Source organism: Veillonella sp. LMAG:90, from assembly GCF_008679445.1.
Taxonomy (GTDB): Bacteria; Bacillota; Negativicutes; order Veillonellales; family Veillonellaceae; genus Veillonella_A.
Genome location: NZ_NAND01000001.1, coordinates 1,257,604 through 1,280,890, shown reverse-complemented (window position 1 = coordinate 1,280,890; position 23,287 = coordinate 1,257,604). Strand labels below are relative to the sequence as shown.

Below are 23,287 nucleotides of genomic sequence, written 5' to 3'. Positions count from 1 at the left end.
AGCTACCGACTATTTGGTGTATCCTTTTTGGGTTGAGGTTTAGCCTTTTCAAACTTTCCAGATAATTGAAATGTATGGATTTTACGATTAGCATCAATTCCTTGTTTTGCATTAACAATAACTCCTTTCAAACTCCCCTTGAGCCGTTGACTATACGCCAATACGACCTCCGGTTTTGTACATATACCAGTTACGTTAAAACCATCATCAGTAAAATTAACGGTATCCAAAACTATCTGTGAATTTGCACAATCAACAGTGTGCAATAATATACTTTGACCGGTACTATGTTTTAAATCTTTTGTCAGTCGTTGCTGAATAACCTTTTCATACTTTTGAACTGCCTCGTGATTCGCGCTGCCTACCGCTTGCATTTCGTATATATCTTCATGCAGTTTCTGACTTGCATAGTATAAGTAAAACCCAAATCCCCATAGGAATATTACTAAGAACAAGGCTAAGATTCCAATCATTATGATTGCTGTTTTATGATGTCTACAGTACCGTTCACACCGAAACGGCCAAGTCAAAAAATTCACATCATTTCACCTGCCAACTATATTTTTAGCTATTAATGATTCAAATATCATTCAACGCGTGGTTGTTAATTTCTCATTTTTTGTATGCCTCGATATGCCAGACCAGTCGCCATATCCCACAAAAAAGGATCTGATTTTTCAAACATCACCTTTTCCATTTTCGCTACTTCTTTTGTTTCTTCAAAAGGAATAGCAGTAAGCTTACCATACTTCTCATAAGCAGCTTCACAATCATCGTCCGATAGATTGCCATGTATATCCCCGTATAAATAAAATCCGGAAATTCCACTTATACCATAACTGAATAAATCTACCTCTAAATCTTCCAATTCTTTCATTATATCAACCGAATCAAGCGGAATTTTATGATTACAAATACATACAAAGTTATACCAAGCTGTTAATTCCAATATATCCTCATGTATAATGCCGATTACAGCGCCTTCTTTTTCAACAAATCTATGTGCTATCGGTCCCGGTGCATAATCTATAATTTTTAGGTTTCCACCACTCTTTAAAACACCGGTTGCCAATTCATTAATATGCTCTTTTTTTAATGCTACTACGTATACTAATTTATCATTCCCGGAAGACCTAACTTGATTTGGTAAATTTATAGCTACAAAATCAAAATAATAACTATCTTCCGGCCATGTGACAAATTCAGGAACCGACCAATGTAGCATCTGATTAATCTCCAGACGTGATAATGGTGGAATAATCATAACTTTATCCTGACGTTCACCAAGAGCTGTTATACCTATAGGTTTATCTTCCAGGGAATATTTGCTTACCAAGTGCTTACAATCATTCATTAACGAATCTTGGCGTTTTTCAACAATTGCATCTTGAATTATTATCCCCTTCTTAGTCTTCGCCATACTAATAGCAATTGTTTGCGCCTCTCCCATCGCAACCCCTATAAATTCTGATTTCATTCGCTAACCATCCCTTCATTAACAGCCTGTTAAAAAAATCTTACTAAATCTACATTAATATTTTTTGGCCACGGCCCTGGGTCTTCCCTAAAAACTACTAAATATTGTACGATTTGCCCTGTAATACGATTACGATATCGAACCTTAAATTCATTATTACTTGCCTGTCTGTTTAATATATATGACGCTGTATAATTATCGTCATTTTCATATATTGTTTCCTGAAGTGTAGGCATCAAATCACCTTTCTCACTGTATTCTCGTAACAAGCAACCAATGATACCCTCTGCTTTATAATTCATAGCAGTTAATGCTACTTCATCATGAGTAATCCCTACGATAATATTCATTTCATCACTCAATGCCGACCAAAATAAGAGTAATATTGTCCCTATAATAAGTGCCATATATGTGAAAAAACCACCTATATTGTTAGACTTAGCGCATTTGTTCTTTCTTCGCCCATAGTACCAGGGCTTGTTTTTAAACTTAAAAGGACACTTCAATATATCAACTCCTTGTCGGCGAATATTGAAAATAGTCTAAATTAGGAAGTACCGTAATATCCGTCCCTATCTTATATTGATTAGCATTCATTGTATTAGGTGTTCCCTTTACTTCGACTTGCCAATTCATGTGTATAGGACTTTTTGGTAAAAATTGTTCAAATGATTTTCCCCCTATAAGGGGTGTCACTATGAGCCTCCCCCAAGACGGACTAATGGTAGGTGAGGATAATGCTTGTTTTTGACCATCACTTAAGACACGCCTAGCTTCTGTGCCCTCAATACCGAACCAACGTACACCATCATATAGAATATATTGGCCTGTACGACCAACCGTAACAGTCTTATCTGCACGTTTAGTAAAGTTAACTATTGTTAATCGTATCGTCATACTTTCTAATAAAACCTCATTTTCTATTTGCCATCGTTGTGCCCATTGCAAAGAGACTAACATTAAGCTTAATAAGGCCCCCATGGCAATACAAATAACAGTAGTACTAATTAACAATTCACCCAATAAAAATCCGGAATTACCTCTCTTTATTAGTAGCCGGTATTCCCTGCCAAATATACGTTGAGAAATGAAGTATTTCTTGATTTCCATAATATCCTGCTACCTCTAACTCCTTAACATCCATATTATGCACATGCTTAGAATTTATTGCCCTAACTAATCTATATGGCTCCTTTACCTTAGGAAGTTCGCCCGGTTCTCCAAATTGTTGATAATTATATTTACTCTGTTCCATTGCTGTAATAGCAATGGGCACTATTACTTGTGATATTTTAGCGCTTCGCCATTGAATAATTAATGTCCCCATCATCGCCGTAACAGTCAGGATAAATAAGGCAACAATCATTGTACCGCCTAAAGTTTCAGCATATAAATATCCTTTAGAATGTTCCTTCAATCCAACGAATTCTCGGTGTTTGTTGTGAAAAAATATACTTTCGATATTTTCGCAATACATAATCATAGATTTCAAAACTATATAAATCACTCTGCCCATCATATTTACCTAAATATGCCGATTGTTTTGTTCTCGAATTATTTACCAACTTCATAGTATTAGGCACAAAAATTTCTTGATATCCCCATAAGGTAGCATATAAATTCACCTCATATGACGAATCACTTACGTATATTGTATTAAGTGGCCTTCCCTGTGTTCCGGATCCACCATTAAAAGAAAGTAATTGAGTTCGCTTAATTGTGTAATAAAATAGTCTACTCACTCGATCAAATTGCCAGTTTTCGCTCATGGTTTTTGATATAGCAAGCTGTGCCATCCCCAATAATAAAATTAATAATGTACTATAAATCAAAACTTCTATTAATAAAAATCCACCCTTACAATGATTTTTGCCATAATATATGTTCAAATTATTTATATAATGTTTCATAATATTGACCATAAATTTTCCCAAATATACATAATAGCTGCTGCACTACATAAAAAAGGACCAAATGGCAGTATACGTAGTACCTTACCTGAATACAGATAGTACAAAAGTACCCAACCGGTTCCACCGATAAGCGCCAATAAAATAGCTTGCCACAAAGCCAATGGTGATAACCATAATGTAAATACACTACACCATTTCACATCACCAAGACCCAAACCGTCGTTTGTTAATTTACTAAATAGATATCCTCCCACTAATACAATTCCTGCCATTTCAACAGTTTGAAAAAAAGAAATCCCCAATAACCATATCCGACTTATTCCAACTATGAGCAAAAAAACAGCACCCTCATCAGGCATAATCAGGTAATACTTATCGATGGTAGCGCCCATAAAAAGAGTGAAACCGAAGATAATCATTAAAAGACTTTCTTTTATATTTACCGTCAAATGGCTACAAATTAATCCGCCGAGCATTCCTATAAGAATGTAAATTAACATCAAAATTATAGAACGCCGTTCTCGTTCTATAACAATTTCTTTTAAGAGATAGAAAGCGGTTAATCCGGCCAATGCACCACTTATACCACCTACACTGTATTGTAACCACATATACTAACCACTACGTTCCTTTTTATACATCAGAGCTTACATGCTACTTAACTTATAAAGTTTAATCGATTAATTTAACCGATTTACTATTTTAGACGTTCTAAAACTATCCCCATAATTAAATTCTGATTCTCGTCTAATTTGCATTCGTATTATCAGTAGCCGTTACAACAATATGAGTACCTGTACCACCTGCATTGCTTTCAGATGTTACCGCATAATCTCCACCCTTTGGTGTTTTAACGGCTTCAGATAAATAGCCTGCTTTGTATAAATCTTCAACTGAAGGAACTTCATCAGTCCCTCTATCTACCATATAAAGTTGAGCCGCATTAGCAATTGTCTGTGTGTCTGCTTTGATTTTAGCATCACGAGCTTTGTCCCCGGCCGATAAAAATTGTGGCATTGCCACCGCAGCTAAAATAGCAATAATCGCTACTACCACCATTAACTCGACTAAGGTGAAACCACCTTCTTTTTTACGTTTATCACGTAAGGTTTTATGATACGATGCTAACCACTGTTTAACGCGTTCTCTAAGTGAAATATTTGTTACATTATCCATAAAAAAACTCCTCCTAACACTCTAATTACTAAACATGTTGCATTGCCGTCACTGCATTAAACATAGGCAACATAACAGCAATAACTAAGATAGCTACCCCTATCCCCATAAGAGATACCATAATAGGCTCCATTAATTGTTGTAATTTTGCCATATAACGGGAAGTTAATCGATCATAATAGGAAGCCCCATGATTCAGCATGGCTACCATATCCCCAGTCTCTTCACCTATAGTAATTAACTCCCAAAGAAATTCATTTCCCAATTTGGCCTTTTTTAAAGCGTCTCCAAATGTAGTTCCTTTAGCTAATAAATTATTTACTTGTGTTTGCAATAAAGTAGCATAGGGATTTCCCCATAATGATTTTGTTAATGTCAGCATATCTGTAATTGTTAAGCCACTGTCCAATAAAATCGCCCAAACCTTTGTAATTCTGGCCAAATAAAAGCAATCAAACCATTCATGCCCACTACCGCGTTGCCATATATATCTCAACACAACTAAACGAATATCAGCTTGTTGCCAGATACACCAAATCCCAAATATGAATAAGCCTAATAAACCTATGCATAAAGTTACGTGAGTTGTAACAAAATCTCCGAAACTAAATAATATTTTTGTAATGAATGGCAAAGGTACTTGCATAGACATAAATACTTTTTTAAAAGCCGGTAATATAAACACTACCGTCACGCCTATAAATATCATCATGAGTAACAATAAGAATGCCGGATACGCCGCTGCTCCGCTTAATTGTCGTTGCCACGCCCATTGTTTCTCATAGTATTCTTTAATTTGAGAAAAACTGTGCGCTAAGGTACCTGCAGCCTCACCGGCTTGCAGTAATGCGCAACCGATATTAGGGAACCCCACCTCTGTTAATACCTTTGAAAGGGGATTACCTCGCTGTATAGCTTCATTAATTACTGCATAAGGAATATGCTTTATCGGCTTAGCGCTCAGAAATTGCATAACACGACGTATAGAAATACCTGCTTCTAATAATAAAGACATACGATATGAAAACTCTATAATATCTTTATACCGCCACTTAACACTATTTACTTCAGAAGATTTTATTACTGCAACTTCAATAATATGCCATCCTTTATATTGCAATTTTTGAACTATTTCTTCACTTGATTCAGCCCATATGGTATCTTCTTGTATCACCCCCTTTGCGTCAAAGGCCCTATAGTTATACTGTTTCATAAGCCTGTTCCAAAACCTCCTTAAATTCACTACGTTCTCCCCATTCAGCTTTAAGAGCTGCCACTGCCATTTCCATTGTCTGCATTGGCGGTTGTGTTTCTTGAATTGATACAATTTGTGGTTCTTTACGTTGTCGAATCAAATTTGCTACAGCCGGTGTATTTAATAAAATATCTCTAACTACCACAAATTGTTTATCAAATCTTAATAACCGCTGACATAATACAGCTCTTAATACTTGAGATAGTTGAGCTCTCACTTCTTCTTGTTGAGAAGCCGGAAAAACCGAAATCATCCTATTAATAGCCATTACGGCCCTTTGTGTGTGTAAAGTAGCAAATACTAAATGTCCCGTTTCAGCCGCATGTAATGCAGCTTCCAAGGTTTCACGGTCACGCAATTCACCAATCATAATTACATCCGGATCTTCTCGTAACGCATCGCGAACGCCCGCAGCCATTGATTCCATATCTTGTCCCAATTGACGCTGATGAATCAAACTTTGATTATTTTCGAATGTAAATTCAATAGGGTCTTCCAAGGTAATAATATGCTTATGACACTCATCATTAATGCATTGTAAACAGGTAGCCAAAGTATAACTTTTGCCTGAACCGGTAGGGCCGGTAACAAGGACTAAGCCCTCTTGTAAATGAACAATACGATGCAATAACTTTCCTGCTTCCCCATTCGGCATCATCAGTGACTGATTATATAAAATGCGCAATGTACCACAACGTTGTTGTTTAGCTTGATATAAATGAACCCTTACTCTAATCTTTTTAAATGAAAAAGCGCTGTCTTTCGAAAATGCCGCATATAATTTACGTGCATCGGCCACTTTTTCTAATGAATCGCTAACTTTATTTTCCAAAGTTGTAACTACATTCAAATGACTATTATCCCTATTTTCATTATTTAGTTTGCCGCATTCACTTGCTTTTAAAATTTCTGTAAACAAAGCATCTGATACCTTAATCCCATTACACTTAACAATATCATTACCTAAGCGGAAATAAGGCTCCTGATGCAGTTCAAGATGAACATCTGTTGCCCCTTCAGCAATGGCCCGCTGCAACAATTCACTTAAACTCATAGTAATTCACCTTCAATATATTAAACTCCCCGAATTTCAATGCCGTTACGCCTTACTTCATCAACTGTAGTTAGCCCCATTCTTACAGCAAGCGTTCCTGATTCCAATAAAGTAGGTCTTACATATTGTTCACAATGTGTCCAATCTACCGAATTATCCGGTAAAGCTAATAATTCATACAGTGCCAATCGTCCACAAAAGCCACAACTCGTTTTTCTTCGTACCAAGCGCTGTGCTATAGCACCCAATAAAGTTGCTCGTACCAAATAATCTTCAATTCCCATATCCAATAACCGTTCTCGTACACCTAATGCTGTATTAGTATGTATTGTCGCCAACACTCGATGACCTGTTAATGCTGCTTGAACCGCTAATTCTGCGGTTTCTCTATCACGAATTTCACCAACCATAATCGTATCAGGATCTTGTCGCAAAACAGCACGTAATGCTTTAGGAAAAGTTAATCCTGCTTTTGGATTTATTTGCACCTGTATAGCACCCGGAATATCTGCTTCTACAGGATTTTCCAGTGAAATTACATTGTCTGTAACCGTATTTAATAACCTAAGTAACGCATATAATGTACTGGTTTTACCGGAGCCTGTCGGTCCTGAAATTAAAAGCAAACCATACGGCCTTTGCAATAAATTAATTACGATTTGTCGTACTTCTTCCGTCATCCCTAATTGCTCTAAACTTTTATAACAGTTTTCGCTGCCTACAATACGACATACTATTGTCTCCCCATAAACTGAAGGCAATGACGAAACACGAAGCATAACATCTTTTTTATCTTTGCCTTGCCAACACCAACGCCCGTCTTGCGGCAACCGTTTTTCACTAATGTCCATACCACTCAAAATTTTAATTCTGTTTATTAACTTATCCGCTGCATCTTGCTCTATCTTTTCATGTATATCGAGAACTCCATCAATTCTAAAGCGTATTAATAAACCATCCTTGGTGGCATCAAAATGGATATCACTGGCATTTTCCGTTACCGCTTGACTAATCAACTTATCCAATTCTAATTCAACCTGAAACATAATCGCCCCCTTTATACCCGGCTACAAAAGAGAATTTCTTTATTTATTTTTTTATTCCTGCTTAATTCCACCAATGGTGCGCATTGGCACTGACAGTATGAGTCAACACAGAAAAAATCACAAAAAAACACCCTTCAGCCATTTTTATTGTAGCCAACCTGACATATTAGCTATCCAAAACGACCAAAGAGTGTTTTAAACGAGGTATAAAGAAGTTTGAAGTTTTATTTGAAGTTTAGGTACTAAGTCTAAAGCTCGGAGCTTTACACTTAATTAAGGCTTTGTCGTTCTCACGCCTGATGAACGACTTTGCCTTTTTTAATGACCGTTTCTACAATATTCACGCCCGTATGATACGGCAAAAATTTGTAGGATGGGTATTGGAGAATGACGATGTCGGCTTGTTTACCTTCTTCAATGGAGCCGATTGTATCCGCACGCCCAACAGCGGCAGCTCCATTCAAGGTAAGAGCCGTAATGGCTTCTTCCGCCGTCATTCCCATATAGATAACACCGAGAGCAATCATAAGAGGTACAGAGTTGGTAAAACCGCTGCCCGGGTTGAAGTCGGTAGCGAGTGCTACGGCACAACCGGCATCAATCATTTTACGAGCCGGTGCAAACGGTTCTTTGAGACAAAAGGCGGTGGTCGGTAACAAGGTCGCTACCGTATCGCTATTTGCCAACGCTTTAATACCTTCGTCTGAAGCATGTAATAAGTGATCCGCCGAGGTGCAACCCAGTTCGGCGCCCAATTCGGCACCGCCCAAGGTTACGATTTCATCGGCATGGATTTTTAAGTCAAAGCCCATGTCTTTGGCTTGCTGCAAGTACTGGCGGCTTTCTTCGATGGAGAAAACGCCTTTTTCACAGAAGATATCACAGAACTGAGCGAGGTCTGCTTTTTTAACGTCCGGCATCACTTCCTTAACAAGGAATTTCAAGAATTCTTCGTTACGACCTTTGTATTCCGGCGGAATGGAGTGCGCCCCCATGAAGGTGCGCACAATTTCTACGGGCTGGCGCTGTTCCAATTCTTTCATGACTTCCAGCTGTTTGAGCTCCGTATCGTGGTCCATACCGTAACCACTCTTACCTTCCACCGTGGTAATACCGAAAGCGAGCATCTTCTCTAAAATATCCATGCTGTGTTCAATCAACTCTTCCGCTGAGGCATTGCGAGTGGCCTTCATGGTATTGTTGATGCCGCCGCCCCGTTCCATAATTTCCATGTACGTCATGCCTTCCATGCGCCACAGGAACTCATCAGCACGGTAGCCGCCGAACACAAAGTGTGTATGCGAATCTACGAAACCGGGCAGTACCGTTTTGCCGGTAGCGTCAATCTGTTTGTCGACCGGTACGGTTTTCGCCCATTCCGCCCCATCGCCGACGGCCACAATGTGACCGTCTTCGATGAGAACAGAGGCATTTTCATAGATTTTAACATCTTTCATGGATGCCCCCTTAATCGCCGTATGACCTTGCGGTGTTACGACTTGGGCGGCATTTTTTATTAATAATTGGTCTCCCATATTCAGCTCCTTTCGTTCTTCATACAGTCTTTCATTTGTGTTTGTTACTAAGCTCTAGGGAGCTTCTATTCGACTGCTATTCGACTGCTATTCGACTGCCAATCGCCTGCTGATAGGCTATCAGTCTTTGATTACTTTAGCTGTCGGATACACTTTAGCAACAGCGGCTTTTACTTTCGCATCGTCCGCTACGAACGGAATCGTAATATGACCTACGCCGGCACGGGTTTTGTTAAATTCAACAGCCGTTTCCATAGCATGTTCGTTGCGAGCCCAGGAACGACGAGCTACACCGCCGATAACGTCCCAGGATAAAGCGGAGCGGATGATTTCATCCACGCGATGGCTGCCGTCAAGCACGAGACCAAAACCGCCGTTGATGGCTTTACCGATACCGGTACCACCGCCGTTATGAAGGGCGATTAAGCTCATGCCGCGCGCTGCGTTACCGGCATAGGTTTGAATCGCCATGTCGGCCATAACGTTAGAACCGTCTTTAATATTGGATGTTTCACGGAATGGCGAGTCGGTGCCGGATACGTCATGATGGTCACGACCGAGCATAACCGGTCCGATTTCACCTAAGCGAACGAGTTCGTTGAAGCGAAGGGCAATGCGTACACGGCCTACTTCGTCCTGATAGAGGATACGTGCCTGTGTGCCCACTACCATCTGGTTCTTTTCAGCATCGCGAATCCAGTTATAGTTGTCGCGGTCCTGATAACGACGATCCACTTCGATGCATTCCATAGCGGCTTGGTCAGTCTTATGTAAGTCTTCCGGTTTACCGCTGAGGCATACCCAACGGAATGGACCGTAGCCGTAATCAAAGAGATGAGGTCCCATGATATCTTCTACATAGCTTGGCCAAATGAAACCATCTTTTTCATCAACGCCATTTTTCGAAATTTCTTTAACGCCCGCATCATATACGGCCTTCATGAAAGAGTTGCCGTAATCAAAGAAGTAAATGCCTTTAGCCGTTAATTTTTTAAGCGCGGCGAAGTGAGCTTTCAACGTTTCATTTACGAGGCCATGGAATTTAGCCGGATCTTCAGCCAACATTTGAGTACGTTCTTCGAAGGTGATGCCTTTTGGACAATAACCGCCGTCATATACATTATGACAGGAAGTCTGGTCGGAAATCAAATCAACGTGCACGTCGTGTTCAGCGATGTATTCAAGTAAATCAACGATGTTGCCATGGTACGCATAGGCTTTACCTTCTTTAGCCGCCATGGAGTCCTGCGCCATTTTAATTACTTCAGGAATGGAATCGGACACGCCGGAAATCCAGCCCTGATCCAAACGAGTTTTGATGCGGGAGTAATCCACTTCGGCAATAATGGCTACGCAGTTCGCGATTTCAGCTGCCTTACCTTGAGCACCACTCATGCCGCCGAGGCCGGAGGTAACGAATAATTTACCGCTTAAGTCGCCGTCTACCGGAATACCGAGTTTCATACGACCGGCGTTCAAAATCGTATTAAATGTACCGTGTACGATACCTTGCGGTCCGATATACATCCAACCGCCGGCCGTCATTTGACCATAGTTGGCAACGCCCATTTCTTCGGCGATTTCCCAGTCTTTTAAGTTATCGAATAAGCCCACCATCATACCGTTCGTGATGATTACGCGCGGCGCTTCCGGTTTGGAGCGGAATAAACCTACCGGATGACCGGATGCCACTACAAGAGTCTGGTCCTGTGTCAATTCTTCCAAATAGCGTTTAATAAGGAGATACTGCATCCAGTCATGACATACGCTACCGGTTTCACCATAGGTAACGAGTTCATACGGATAGAGGGCTACGGCGAAGTCCAAGTTATTGTCAATCATAACCTGGAAGGCTTTACCTTCTACACATTTGCCTTTATATTCATCAATTGGTTTGCCGTACAAATTACCTTCAGGGCGGAAGCGGTAACCGTAAATACGACCGCATGTCGTTAATTCTTCTAAAAATTCAGGAATCAATTCATCATGATATTCTTCCGGAATGTAACGTAACGCATTTTTAAGAGCGACTTCGGTTTGTTCCGGTGTCAAACGAAAACCGCGATCAGGTGCCCGACGAATGCCTTCCTGGAAGGTTTTCTTCGCCGGTAAGCCCTTGGAGAAGTCAAGTTTGATTGTCATTGCAGATTGAACAGTTGCGTTATTCATAGGTCCACCCCTTTTGCAAAATTACGACCGACAAATTATTTTGTCATACATCAATTGGTACTTACATTACACTAATGCGTATATTTACTACCTTCTTACCTGTATTTTAAATAATTCTAATCTGAAAAACGTCCAAGAAAATCCAACCCAACTTGAATTATAATTTTGATTGTTTTCAGACTTTTTTAGCTAATTATCCGTAAATCACCAAAAATTTGACAAAATAACTATGAATCAACTTGAAAATAATATAGCAGTTCCTAAATCTCGCCCCACACAAAAAAAACAAAACTTTTAGGTAAGCGCAAGAATTTAGAAACTGCTTATTATACGACTTTTATTATTTTTTTAATGGCTATTTATTCGCCACATCTTTTGACTTATATTATCAAGCTATATTTGCCATTTACTTATTTAGATAAATACTCATCAATGGCACTGGCTGCCTGTTTGCCGGCCCCCATAGCCAAGATAACGGTGGCGGCCCCGGTTACCGCATCACCGCCGGCAAATACGCCTTCTCTGGTGGTAGCCCCTTTTTCATCGGCAATAATACCGCCCCAAGATTCCGTATCAAGACCTTTAGTGGTAGAACGAATCAATGGATTTGGATTGGTGCCAAGGGACATGATTACGGTATCACAAGGGATAACGAATTCGGAACCTTCAATTTCCTTCGGACGACGACGGCCGGATGCATCCGGTTCGCCCAATTCCATTTTGACACATTTAACACCGGTTACCCAGCCTTTATCATCGTGAAGAATTTCAACCGGATTGGTTAAGAGATTGAACTCAACCCCTTCTTCCTTTGCGTGATGAACTTCTTCGGCACGAGCCGGGATTTCATCTTCACTGCGGCGATATACAATCTTGGATTCCGAGCCTAAACGAAGGGCGGTACGAGCGGCGTCCATAGCCACGTTGCCGGCCCCGACGGTTACACACACTTTGCCGATGGCAATCGGTGTGTCGTAGCTGTCATCATACGATTTCATAAGGTTCGCACGGGTCAAAAATTCGTTGGCCGATAATACGCCGTTCGAAGATTCGCCCGGAATATGCATGAATTTAGGAAGGCCTGCGCCGGAACCGATGAATACGGCTTTGAAATCTTCTTTATCCATCAAATCATCGATGGTTACGGTACGCCCGATAATAACGTCCGTTTCAAACTTAACGCCTAAATTCTTAATGTTTTCCACTTCTTTATTTACAATGCGATCTTTAGGGAGACGGAATTCAGGAATACCGTAGGCCAAAACGCCGCCCAATTTATGTAAGGATTCGAATACCGTTACGTCGTAGCCTTTTTTGGCCAAATCGCCGGCACAACTGAGACCGGCAGGACCCGAACCGATAACAGCCACTTTAATGCCCTTAGGCGCTTCTTTTTCACCAAAAACAACACCGTTGGCAAGGTTAGTATCGGCTACAAAGCGTTCCAATTTACCGATGGCCACCGCTTCGTTACGAATCCCCATAACGCAGGCGCCTTCACATTGTTCTTCTTGCGGACAAACGCGGCCGCAAATAGCCGGCAAGGCACTTTGCTGCGCAATAATGCGCCCTGCTTCTTCAATATCCCCTGCTTTTAAAGCTTGGATAAAGCCCGGAATATTGATGTGAACCGGACAAGCGTCAACGCAACGAGGCACTTTACAGTTCAAGCAGCGCTGTGCTTCCAGCATGGCTTCCGTCTGGCTGTAGCCATAGCAAACTTCTTCAAAGTTAGTAGCACGCACGGCCGGATCCTGTTCACGCACCGGAATGCGTTTAGCCTTATCCGTAAGTTCTGTAGTTTCAGAGCCTTCTTCCGCTTTGCACGTGCAATCAGGATTTGGATTGGCTTTATCCATTTCACGGATTAACTTACGACCTTCTTCCGTCTTGTACATGGTTTGACGTTGCATAGCATTGTCAAAATCTACCAAGTAACCGTCAAATTCAGGGCCATCTACGCAGGTAAATTTAACTTCATTGCCGATAGTAACGCGACAAGCACCGCACATGCCGGTACCGTCAACCATGATGGAGTTCAAGGACACTACGATTGGAATGTTCAATTCTTTAGCCGCAATGGTAGCGAATTTCATCATAATCATCGGCCCGATGGCAACGATGTGATTATATTCTTTGCCTTTTTCAATTAAATCTTTCATGCAGGCTACTACATTGCCGTGGAAGCCTGTAGAGCCGTCATCGGTGGCAAGATACAAATTCCCCGCTACGGAACGCATTTGTTCTTCATAGATAATTAAATCTTTGTTGCGGGCCCCGATAATAACATCGGCGGAACAGCCGCGGGATTTTAAATATTTAACTTGCGGGTATACCGGCGCCGTGCCGACACCGCCGCACAAGAATAAAATCTTTTTCTCTTTCAATTCTTCGTCGGACATTTCCGCCAAATCGGTCGGATTCCCTAATGGCCCTACGAAGTCTGTCAAAAAGTCGCCTTCTTCCAATTTGGCGAGTTTTTGCGTGGAGTCACCCAATGTTTGGAAAACGATGCTCACGGTACCTTCTTCGCGATCATAATCGGTAATAGTGAGCGGTACACGTTCACCGTATTCGCCGTGCTTTACGATTACAAACTGCCCCGGTAATGCCGACTCCGCTAAACGTGGTGCCAAAATATCATATTGATACATATTAGCATGTAAAACGATTTTTCTTACGATTTTAAACAAGAGAACTCACTCCTTTATGGACCTAAATACCTGTGATCGGTTTTACTATACGGCTGCGACCTCTTAGTCAAGCCTCAACTCCCTACACCGATCCTGTTACCTAACACCTTTAATACTACCAATCTTACATGATTATTGTGCTTATCATAATACTTATTTTACACTCTACAGAGTAATATTTAAAATTACATTTTCGCATATTTAGTCCGGACATTGTTAAAAATATCTAAAAAAACAGAGCGGTTTACTAAAAAACCGCTCTGTTCGTTTACTTTTTAAAGTTTATCATCACTTTGAAATGGCAATAAATCCCATGCCATCAAGTTTCAAGTAAAACTATAGGCTATGATTGCTTCACGGCTTATAAATTTACTTTTTGTAATAAACTTTGTTCTTTGGCATCAATAGCTTCTTCGATAGCTGCCATTTTTTGATTTAAATCGGCAACGAAAGCTTCGTCTTTGATGCTGCCTAAATTAATTTTTACGTTTAAGAACGCACTATGTACGGCTGTTCTGGCATTCATCGTAGCTACGGCACCGTCAGTAACCGCATTTTGATTGCCTTTTACGATAACAGCTTCAGCGAGTGGCAATAATTCATTAGCCAATTCACCGATATGATACGGAACCAAAGCAGCCCCTTTGGTAGCCTCCTGAATAGCCGCGGAACGAGCTTTTTTGTCTTCGTCCGTTTCTTTCGGCAATTTGAACGCCGCCATAATTTTATTGAAGGCTGCACTGTCTTCATCAATGTATGCCAAGAAACGCGCTTTCATTTCATGAGCTTTTACCTGAATGTCTTTCATTTCGGCTTCTACAGCGGCATATTTTTCTTTACCGATGGTAAGCGCTGCCACCATTTCGATTAAAGCTGCACCGGTTGCGCCGTTAAGGGCCGCAATACTGCCACCACCAGGAGCCGGCGAATCGGAACCTGTTTCATTGATAAATGCTTCTACGGATAAAGCTTTTAATTCCATGTGTTTCCTCCCAATTAAGTTCAGTATGCATGAATTTTTGCAAGCTGATTTTAGAATAAACCGGTGATTTTGCCGTCCTCATCGATATCCATATTGAGGGCCGCCGGTTTCTTAGGTAAGCCCGGCATAACCATGATATTGCTGGTCTGGCAAACGATAAAGCCCGCACCGTTAGCTATACGCACGTCTTGTACGGTAATGTTAAAATCTTTAGGTGCGCCCAATAAAGCCGGATTATCGCTCAAAGAATACTGTGTTTTGGCGATACAAACCGGTAATTTATCGAGACCCCAGTCTTCCAACTGTTTAATTTGTTTTTTAGCATTGGCGGTAAATTCAACGCCGTCGCCGCCGTAAATTTTCTGCACAATTTTTGTCAATTTGGCCGGAATGCTTTCTTCCTTATCGTACATAGTGGTAGGTTTGAAATCGGTACCTTCTACCATGGTTGCAATCTGTTTAGCCATATCGATACCGCCGTCGCCGCCTTTTTCCCAACATTCGTTAAGGCTTACGTCTACGCCGTAGCTATCACATTTCTGTAATAACTTCTCAATTTCGGCCGGTGTATCGGACGCGAATTTATTGATTGCTACCAATACCGGTAAACCGAAAGCACGGATGTTTTCAACCTGTTTGGCAAGGTTTACAAAACCGGCATTAACAGCTTCCACGTTTTCTTCGTTTAAGTCCGCTTTTTTAACACCGCCATGCATTTTGAGCGCACGAATAGTGGCTACGATAACAACGGCATGTGGGAATAAATTGCCGTATGGGCATTTGATGTCGAGGAACTTTTCAGCCCCGAGATCGGCACCGAATCCGGCTTCCGTAATTACGATATCACCCAATTTAAGAGCCATTTTAGTCGCTAAAATGGAGTTACAACCGTGAGCAATGTTAGCAAACGGACCGCCATGAACGATGGCCGGCGTATGTTCCAAAGTCTGTACCAAGTTAGGTTTGATGGCGTCTTTCATGAGCATAGCCATGGCGCCTTCACAGCCGAGCTGATGTACATAAACCGGTTGATCATCATAGGTACTGCCGATAACGATACGACCGAAACGTGCTTTTAAATCCTGAAGGCTTGTTGCCAAGCATAGCGCGGCCATAATTTCAGACGCTACGGTAATCATGAAATGATCTTCACGAGGGAAACCGCATACTTTGCCGCCCATCCCCACAACTACGTTGCGCAGAGCACGGTCATTCATATCCATAACACGTTTCCAGCTGATTTGACGCACATCAATGTTCAATTCATTGCCTTGATGTACATGATTGTCAATCATAGCGGATAATAAATTGTTAGCTGCCGTAATGGCATGCATATCACCGGTAAAATGAAGATTAATATCATCCATCGGTACTACTTGAGCGTAACCGCCGCCGGCAGCACCGCCTTTAATACCGAATACCGGTCCCAAAGAAGGTTCGCGCAAAGCAACTACAGTTTTTTTGCCGATTTTGTTTAAAGCTTGTGCCAAACCGATGCTGGTAGTGGATTTGCCTTCGCCCGCCGGAGTTGGCGTAATGGCAGTTACAAGAACTAATTTACCATCCGGTTTATTTTCCAAACGTTTTAATACATCAAGGGAAATTTTAGCTTTATAATGACCATATTGTTCCAATTCTTGTGGCAAAATGCCGCATTCTTCGGCAATTTTGGTAATCGGTTCCATCTGATTGGCTTGCGCAATTTCAATATCGCTGAACATAAATGCACCTCCTGTAGGGCTGTTAATCTTTGATAAATAACTTTATACCCTTTAATTTACACTAAATATGGACTTTTTTCAACTCTCATTGCACAGCGATACGCAATTTAATCGTTGTAAATCATGGAAGCTATATTAGTCTAACAATTGTTTTTCTAAAATTTGGTTCATGTCAAAGTTTTCAACTTGTAAATAATATTCAGCGGCCATCATTAAAGCTGCCATCGGTACGGTACCAATGATTTCGCTGCCTACGACAGATACGCCATAACGTTTGGCTTCCATTTTAATCATTTCAAAAGCTTGATATACGGAGGATTTATGGTAGTTAACAAGGTTCATGGAAACTTGTACCTGATTGCGTTCTTCCAGCATTACGCCCATAGCTTTGACATAGCGTAAACCGCCGCCGATATGACGAATTTTCTTGGCAATAGCATCAGCTACGGCAAGGTCGCTGGTATTTAAGTTTACATTAAAGGCTACCAAAGATACGCGAGCGCCAACAGCGGAGCAACCGGATTTTTCATTCATTTCGGCAGGTCCATAGTCAGGTACCCAGTTAGGGTCTTTAATTTTGTCGAAGAAGCCTTCATATTGCCCTTTACGAACAGAGGCTAAGTTACGGCGATCTTCTTTAGTGCAGGCATCTTCATAAAGATAAACCGGAATCCCCATTTCACCATAGGCTTTACCTACTTTATTAGCAATTTCAACACATTCTTCCATGGTTACTTCGGAAATCGGTGTAAACGGAACAACGTCAACGGCTCCAAAACGCGGATGAGCCCCTTCATGAGTACGCATGTCGATGAGTTCAATCGCTACTTTAGCCATATTGATGGCTGCTTCGGTTACCGCTTCAGGGGAACCGATTAAGGTAACTACGGAGCGATTGTGATCGGCATCACTGGAATAATCAAGAATCTTCAAGTCTTTAATTTTACGTGCTTCATCAACGATTTTTTCAACTTTTGCCTTATCGCGACCTTCACTAAAATTTGGAACGAATTCTACTAACTTAGCCATATGATTGCCTCCATTCAAAAAATACAACTTATTCCTCACATATATTTCCCGTACATATATTAGGAATGTTAAATTTATACGTCTAATATACATCAAGAATAACCAAAAAAACATCTAATTTTCAAATTTTGAAAAAAGTTTTGATTTTTGACAGTTTTTAGACGTAACTGACTTATATTGTATGTAGCGAATAGATGAGAACGCTTAGGAGGCGCTATGGAAATTACAGCGATTAGTCGTAAAGACGCCACCACCTCGAATTGGTCCGGTGGTTCCACAACTGAGTTTTATATTTATCCTCCGCAAAGCTCTTATAGCCAGAGAGATTTTGCCATTCGGATAAGTTCCGCTACAGTTGATGTTGAATCGTCTAAATTTACTTTGCTTCCGGGCTATCAACGTCTAATTACTCCGCTAAACAATCAGTTATACCTATCTTTTAAAGAAACAGCAGAAACATACCTATTAAAACCGTACGAAGTAGCTTACTTCGATGGTGCTTATCACACCTACTCCAAGGGGAAAGCAACAGATTTTAATGTTATGTTCCAACAAGGAATGAAGGTTAACTACTCTGTGTTAACTTCTTCTTCTCAACTTAATCCTCTCGAACATAGCTTCCTCTATGTTCCAAATTTACCTTTTGATCCCTCTGCCAAGGCTCAAATAGGTAACCTCCAAATACAACCGGACACACTTTATGTCTTGTCCGCTTGCACGGAGTCGATTCCTTTATTCCTTGAGGATCCTGCTGTCACTCTACTCTTCGTTAATGTATCCTCTTAGGATAGTTTCTTCAAACTTTACAATATATCCTCTCAGGATAGTCTATACAAACTTCATCTTCTTCACAAAACGGCAAAAGCCCTGAGTCTCCACACTTAGGGCTTTTGTTATGCTATTTTTACATAGTAAATTCCTATAAAAATTGTATAACATACTCAAGTCATGTATAATATAGGAATCAAGTACATTCTCACCGGCATATTGTCCGCATAGTGCGAATCATTCAAGGAGGTTTGTTATGTATTCTTTATCAGACACTAATTCTCACAATTGTATCTCCTATCAAAAAGGCAAAGGCGCCGTCGAAGAACAGCTTACTATCTCTGACGAAGTGGCCTATAAGCTTTTTATTGAAAACAAGCGTATTACAACGCTCATTGCCTCACCGCATGATTTTCGCGATTTAATCATCGGCTATTGCCTCATGGAAGGTCATATCAGCCAATTAGAAGATATTGCTCACATCGCCATGGATTCAGATTCCCATCGCATCGATGTAACGCTTAACCACAATACAGCCTATTATAATGAATCGGCCCCGGTCATTCCGCCGGCAGCCAAAGCCAATTTAACGGTCAGTGCCGATGAAATCTGCAATTACGGTGGGCTTCTCGATTCCATCACGAAAGCCCATCATACGTCACACGGCGTTCATGAAGGGGCCCTTGTAAAAGACGGTAAGGTGGTAGCCTATGCGGAAGATGTAGGCCGTCACAATGTATTGGATCGCCTCTTAGGCATTATAACCACCCAAAAGATTGATTCATCCGACAAAATTTTAATCTTCAGCGGTCGTGTACCACAGTCGGTCATCAAAAAAGTTCACCGTATCGGTGTGCCGATTTTCTGTTCCCGTGCCATGCCGACGGAACTGGGCATCGAATTGGCACAAAATATAACATTACCCTCTGTAATGTGTTGCGCCCCGATTCCTTTAAATGTATTACCCATCCGGAACGGATTAAAGGACTTCTGTAGAACTAATAAATTATTCTATACTCCCCGGTACCAAATTTTGTCCTATAACTCTATCCCCTATAACCCTAAATTATTCTATGCTTCCCAGTACTAAGTTTTGTCCTATAACCCCTATAAAACTAAATTTTTAACAGTAAAAACTAAACGGCTCTCTTGTATAGTCGCCTCACAGCGTACTTTACAAGAGAGCCTTTTTTAGCCTTATTACATAATTCTCATTATAGCTTATAGCAAAAATACAACAACTAAATATAACAAAATGCAGTTACGCCGAATGCTCCTGTTTATATAAAAGCCATGCCTTTAATGTTTCATCGTTCATCAAGGTCAAGGCCTTCTTCGGACAGCCTTTGACGCAAGCCGGTGTGCCCGCCTTCGTATCAACGCATAAATCGCATTTAGTGGCCACTACCCGACCGTCTGCTACGGGCGCCATGCGGACGGCTCCGAACGGACAAGCCAGTACGTACTCACGACAACCGATGCAGCTGTTTTCGTCAATAAAAATCAGCTTGTCGTCCCGTTTATGGATAGCTCCTACCGGACACGCCGCCATGCATGACGGGTTTTCACATTGCTTGCAGTGAACCGCCGCTTTCAATTCCGGCTGACGATAGGTCTTGCAACGAGCGCGTTGCAACGGATCATTAAGTTTCACGTCCGTCATCTTCAAATCGTAATGGGACATGATGCATTGTCGTTCACACATGCCGCAGCCGATACAAAGATTCACATCACAGTATACAAACTGATTCATACTTGTCCCTCCTTTACAGCCCATGCATTTAATGCTGTTTGGAGATTTTTCTTATCCACTGCGTTCTGCACACTGTCGATTTCATAAAATGTCAACGCGTCAGTCGGACAATGGCTGACGCAGGCCGGTACGCCTTCTTCCGTATTTGCACAAAGGTCGCATTTATTGGCCACTACCCTCACCGTACCTTCATCGGCTACGGATTTCATTTGAATGGCGCCAAACGGGCAAACCATAGTACATTGTTTACAGCCAATACAACGTTCTTCGTGCATAAGAATACTATCAGTGCCCTTTTCCAAAGCCCCTACGGGACACACTTTGACGCACGGTGCATTTTCACACTGATGACATTGCACCGTCATTGTCTTAGTTTTCGTTTTTACCACATGAATGCGCGGATAAAAATCTTCGCTCTCAGGATCGGTCGTGAAAATACCGTTACCGCGATGAGCCACTACACAGGCTACCATGCAAGTACGGCAGCCTATACAAAATAAAGGATTTCCTTTTACAAATCGATTCATACGTTGGCACCTGCCTTTTCTATCCCCATTTTGGACCGAATCAATGCATATTGTGTCTGTACATACGCTTCCGCCTCAGCTTGGTCGTCCAACTTTTCAACACGGCAGGCACAATATTTATATTCCTGCGTTTTACTCTTAGGATCAAGCGCCGTATTCGTCAATTCATTACAAGCTCCAATCCACCACTGATAGGTCATGTAGGTCGAACCCGGTTTAACCCGTTCCGTCGGCAAGCAACGGGTTATAAGACTGCCGCGCCGTGAACGAACACGAACCAAATCGCCTTGGGCCACACCAAGTTCTTCACAGTCTTTAGGATTCATGGCTACCCAACCCGGTTCATCTTCCAGTTTTGCCAACATGCGGCAGTTGCCCGTCATGGTGCGTGCCGAGTAATGGCCTACTTCGCGAACGGTACAGAAGGACATTGGATATTCTTCATCCACTTCTTCTTTAACCGGCTCATAATCGGTGAAAAGTAAATTCCCACGACCGTCTTCGGTAGCAAAATGACCACCTTCATGGAGGAACATAGTCCCTTTATCATCCATACTTTCATCATAGCAAGGCCACTGTACGCCGCCTAAGGCGTCGATTTTTTCATAAGTGGCGCCGGTGAATTTAGGAGATAACTTACGCATTTCATCCCAGATTTCCTGCGTATTGTTATAGTGCATCGGATAACCCATAACCGTAGCTAAGAGGCTTTGGATTTCCTAATCCGGTTTTACCCCTTCAGGCGGTTCAATGACTTTGCGAACCCGCTGAAAACCGCGGTCACAGCAGGTATAAATGGCGTCGTGTTCACCCCACGCCGTAGCCGGGAAAAGAACATCCGCATATTCCGACGTGCGGTTCATAAAGATATCCTGCACGATAACTAAATCTATCTGTTTTAAGGTTTCACGAATTTCTTCCAAATTAGGGTCCGATTGGGCCGGATCTTCACCGAGAATATAGTAGGCATGAATCCGCTTCTTAGGATCCGGTTCACCTAGCACGTAATCCGGTACTTGCGTCAATTTAATCCCCGGTTTGGACGGTAAGGAAACACCCCAGGCTTTTTCAAATTTAGCGCGTACCGCATCATCCGTCACCGACTGATACCCCGGATAGACATCCGGCAAAATACCCATATCACAGGTGCCCTGTACGTTATTTTGACCGCGCACCGGACCTACCCCCGTCGCATAATGACCGTAATTGCCGGTCAAAAGTGCCAAATTGGAGCACGCCGCCACGCTGTCAACGCCTTGAGAGAACTGAGTAATCCCCATGCCCCAAAGGATGACAGAATGCTTCGACGAAGCATAGAGCCGAGCCGCTTCACGAATAGCCTGAGCACTGACGCCGATTTCAGCGGCCACCGCTTCCGGTGCATATTGGGCAAGCTTCGGCACAAACTCTTCATAGCCGTTCACATGAGCCTTGATAAATTCATCATCCGTCAGATGCTCATCAATTATCGTATAGGCCAACGCATTGAGGAGCAACAAATTGGTGCCCCCTTTTTGCTGCAAATGAATATCCGCAATGCGAGCCGTTTCCGAAATCTGAGGATCCGCACAAATAATCTTCGCCCCTTTAGCTTTCGCTTTAATAATGCGGCGAGCCACAATCGGATGAGACGTTGCTCCATTATACCCGATGTTAAAAATGACTTCAGCATCTTCAATTTCAGGCACACTGACTGACATGGCTCCTTCCCCGATAGATGCTTTTAAGCCGGCTACGGACGCAGCGTGGCAAATACGCGCACAGTGGTCCACATTATTAGTGCCCACTACGGCACGCATAAATTTTTGCGTAATATAGCCGGCTTCATTCCCCGGACCGCGGGCCGACCCGGCCCCCATAACGGAATCAGGACCATATTCTTTAATAATCGCTTTGAGCCGTTCCGCCGTATAGGCAATGGCTTCATCCCAACTCACCGGTTCCAACGGGCTGCCTTTACCGCCTTTACGAATCATCGGACTCGTAATACGCCGAGTCAAAAGCTGAGGGTCATTCAGGTAATCCCAACCGTAAAAACCCTTTAAACAAAGGCGCCCCTCGTTGGTACGACCCGGAGCGCCTTTTGCAGAAATTATGCGGTTAGCCTTTTTATCGACAGTAAATTCTATCTGGCAACCGGAACCGCAATACGAACAAACCGAAACAACTTTTTCATACGTAGTTTGCAT

Annotated in this window: 21 protein-coding genes and 1 pseudogene; 2 read left to right on the top strand and 20 right to left on the bottom strand. The window is 41.9% G+C overall.

Annotated features, from left to right (window positions below; translation table 11 throughout):
- Positions 1–2: 2 nt before the first annotated feature.
- From CCC71_RS05655 to ftcD, 17 genes are all read right to left on the bottom strand, one after another.
- The gene (locus CCC71_RS05655) at positions 3–473 is read right to left on the bottom strand and encodes a hypothetical protein (protein WP_156705366.1); all 471 of its coding nucleotides are present in this window, start codon (positions 471–473) and stop codon (positions 3–5) included.
- Between the two features lie 131 nt (positions 474–604).
- Entirely contained in the window at positions 605–1,477 is an 873-nt protein-coding gene (locus CCC71_RS05650) for a hypothetical protein (protein WP_021842523.1), read from the bottom strand.
- Between the two features lie 29 nt (positions 1,478–1,506).
- Entirely contained in the window at positions 1,507–1,884 is a 378-nt protein-coding gene (locus CCC71_RS05645; protein ID WP_021842524.1) for a hypothetical protein, read from the bottom strand.
- Between the two features lie 103 nt (positions 1,885–1,987).
- The gene (locus tag CCC71_RS05640) at positions 1,988–2,587 is read right to left on the bottom strand and encodes a hypothetical protein (RefSeq protein ID WP_021842525.1); all 600 of its coding nucleotides are present in this window, start codon (positions 2,585–2,587) and stop codon (positions 1,988–1,990) included.
- A complete protein-coding gene (locus tag CCC71_RS05635) occupies positions 2,514–2,843 on the bottom strand; it encodes a hypothetical protein (protein WP_156705364.1) in 330 nt (109 codons plus the stop codon). Before CCC71_RS05635 ends, CCC71_RS05640 begins: the two co-directional genes overlap by 74 nt.
- 34 nt (positions 2,844–2,877) lie before the next feature.
- The gene (locus CCC71_RS05630) at positions 2,878–3,387 is read right to left on the bottom strand and encodes a hypothetical protein (protein WP_021842526.1); all 510 of its coding nucleotides are present in this window, start codon (positions 3,385–3,387) and stop codon (positions 2,878–2,880) included.
- Positions 3,384–4,001, bottom strand: coding sequence for an A24 family peptidase (locus CCC71_RS05625; protein WP_296333208.1), 618 nt, complete (start codon positions 3,999–4,001; stop codon positions 3,384–3,386). The genes CCC71_RS05630 and CCC71_RS05625 overlap by 4 nt, the downstream gene beginning before the upstream one ends.
- A gap of 136 nt (positions 4,002–4,137) precedes the next feature.
- Positions 4,138–4,566, bottom strand: a complete 429-nt coding sequence (locus CCC71_RS05620) for a competence type IV pilus major pilin ComGC (protein ID WP_021842528.1) — start codon at positions 4,564–4,566, stop codon at positions 4,138–4,140.
- 28 nt (positions 4,567–4,594) lie between these two features.
- Complete coding sequence (locus CCC71_RS05615) at positions 4,595–5,779, bottom strand: type II secretion system F family protein (RefSeq protein WP_021842529.1); 1,185 nt, start codon at positions 5,777–5,779, stop codon at positions 4,595–4,597.
- Positions 5,766–6,875 (bottom strand): type IV pilus twitching motility protein PilT, encoded by a 1,110-nt coding sequence (locus CCC71_RS05610; protein ID WP_021842530.1) that lies wholly within the window; start codon positions 6,873–6,875, stop codon positions 5,766–5,768. Before CCC71_RS05610 ends, CCC71_RS05615 begins: the two co-directional genes overlap by 14 nt.
- Before the next feature lie 20 nt (positions 6,876–6,895).
- Entirely contained in the window at positions 6,896–7,921 is a 1,026-nt protein-coding gene (locus CCC71_RS05605; protein WP_021842531.1) for a GspE/PulE family protein, read from the bottom strand.
- A gap of 290 nt (positions 7,922–8,211) precedes the next feature.
- Positions 8,212–9,456, bottom strand: coding sequence for an imidazolonepropionase (gene hutI, locus CCC71_RS05600; protein ID WP_021842532.1), 1,245 nt, complete (start codon positions 9,454–9,456; stop codon positions 8,212–8,214).
- 120 nt (positions 9,457–9,576) lie between these two features.
- Positions 9,577–11,625, bottom strand: a complete 2,049-nt coding sequence (locus tag CCC71_RS05595; RefSeq protein ID WP_156705360.1) for a urocanate hydratase — start codon at positions 11,623–11,625, stop codon at positions 9,577–9,579.
- A 410-nt stretch (positions 11,626–12,035) separates the two neighbouring features.
- Positions 12,036–14,318, bottom strand: coding sequence for a bifunctional dihydroorotate dehydrogenase B NAD binding subunit/NADPH-dependent glutamate synthase (locus tag CCC71_RS05590; protein WP_021842534.1), 2,283 nt, complete (start codon positions 14,316–14,318; stop codon positions 12,036–12,038).
- Between the two features lie 361 nt (positions 14,319–14,679).
- Positions 14,680–15,300, bottom strand: a complete 621-nt coding sequence (locus CCC71_RS05585; protein WP_156705356.1) for a cyclodeaminase/cyclohydrolase family protein — start codon at positions 15,298–15,300, stop codon at positions 14,680–14,682.
- Positions 15,301–15,350: 50 nt separating this feature from the next.
- Positions 15,351–17,021 (bottom strand): formate--tetrahydrofolate ligase, encoded by a 1,671-nt coding sequence (locus tag CCC71_RS05580; protein WP_156705354.1) that lies wholly within the window; start codon positions 17,019–17,021, stop codon positions 15,351–15,353.
- 135 nt (positions 17,022–17,156) lie between these two features.
- The gene (gene ftcD / locus CCC71_RS05575) at positions 17,157–18,050 is read right to left on the bottom strand and encodes a glutamate formimidoyltransferase (protein ID WP_021842537.1); all 894 of its coding nucleotides are present in this window, start codon (positions 18,048–18,050) and stop codon (positions 17,157–17,159) included.
- A gap of 216 nt (positions 18,051–18,266) precedes the next feature.
- Between ftcD and CCC71_RS05570 the strand changes: the two genes are divergently transcribed.
- On the top strand, positions 18,267–18,836 hold the full coding sequence (locus CCC71_RS05570) for a HutD family protein (protein ID WP_296333204.1): 570 nt from the start codon (positions 18,267–18,269) through the stop codon (positions 18,834–18,836).
- Between the two features lie 238 nt (positions 18,837–19,074).
- Positions 19,075–19,908, top strand: a complete 834-nt coding sequence (locus tag CCC71_RS05565) for a formate dehydrogenase accessory sulfurtransferase FdhD (protein WP_021842539.1) — start codon at positions 19,075–19,077, stop codon at positions 19,906–19,908.
- Between the two features lie 171 nt (positions 19,909–20,079).
- On the opposite strand, the gene CCC71_RS05560 is transcribed toward CCC71_RS05565, so the two are convergent.
- From CCC71_RS05560 to fdhF, 3 genes and pseudogenes are all read right to left on the bottom strand, one after another.
- A complete protein-coding gene (locus CCC71_RS05560) occupies positions 20,080–20,571 on the bottom strand; it encodes a 4Fe-4S dicluster domain-containing protein (protein ID WP_226974134.1) in 492 nt (163 codons plus the stop codon).
- Positions 20,568–21,098 (bottom strand): 4Fe-4S dicluster domain-containing protein, encoded by a 531-nt coding sequence (locus CCC71_RS05555; protein WP_226974133.1) that lies wholly within the window; start codon positions 21,096–21,098, stop codon positions 20,568–20,570. The genes CCC71_RS05560 and CCC71_RS05555 overlap by 4 nt, the downstream gene beginning before the upstream one ends.
- Positions 21,095–23,287 (bottom strand): annotated as a pseudogene (gene fdhF / locus CCC71_RS05550) (formate dehydrogenase subunit alpha). Before fdhF ends, CCC71_RS05555 begins: the two are co-directional and overlap by 4 nt.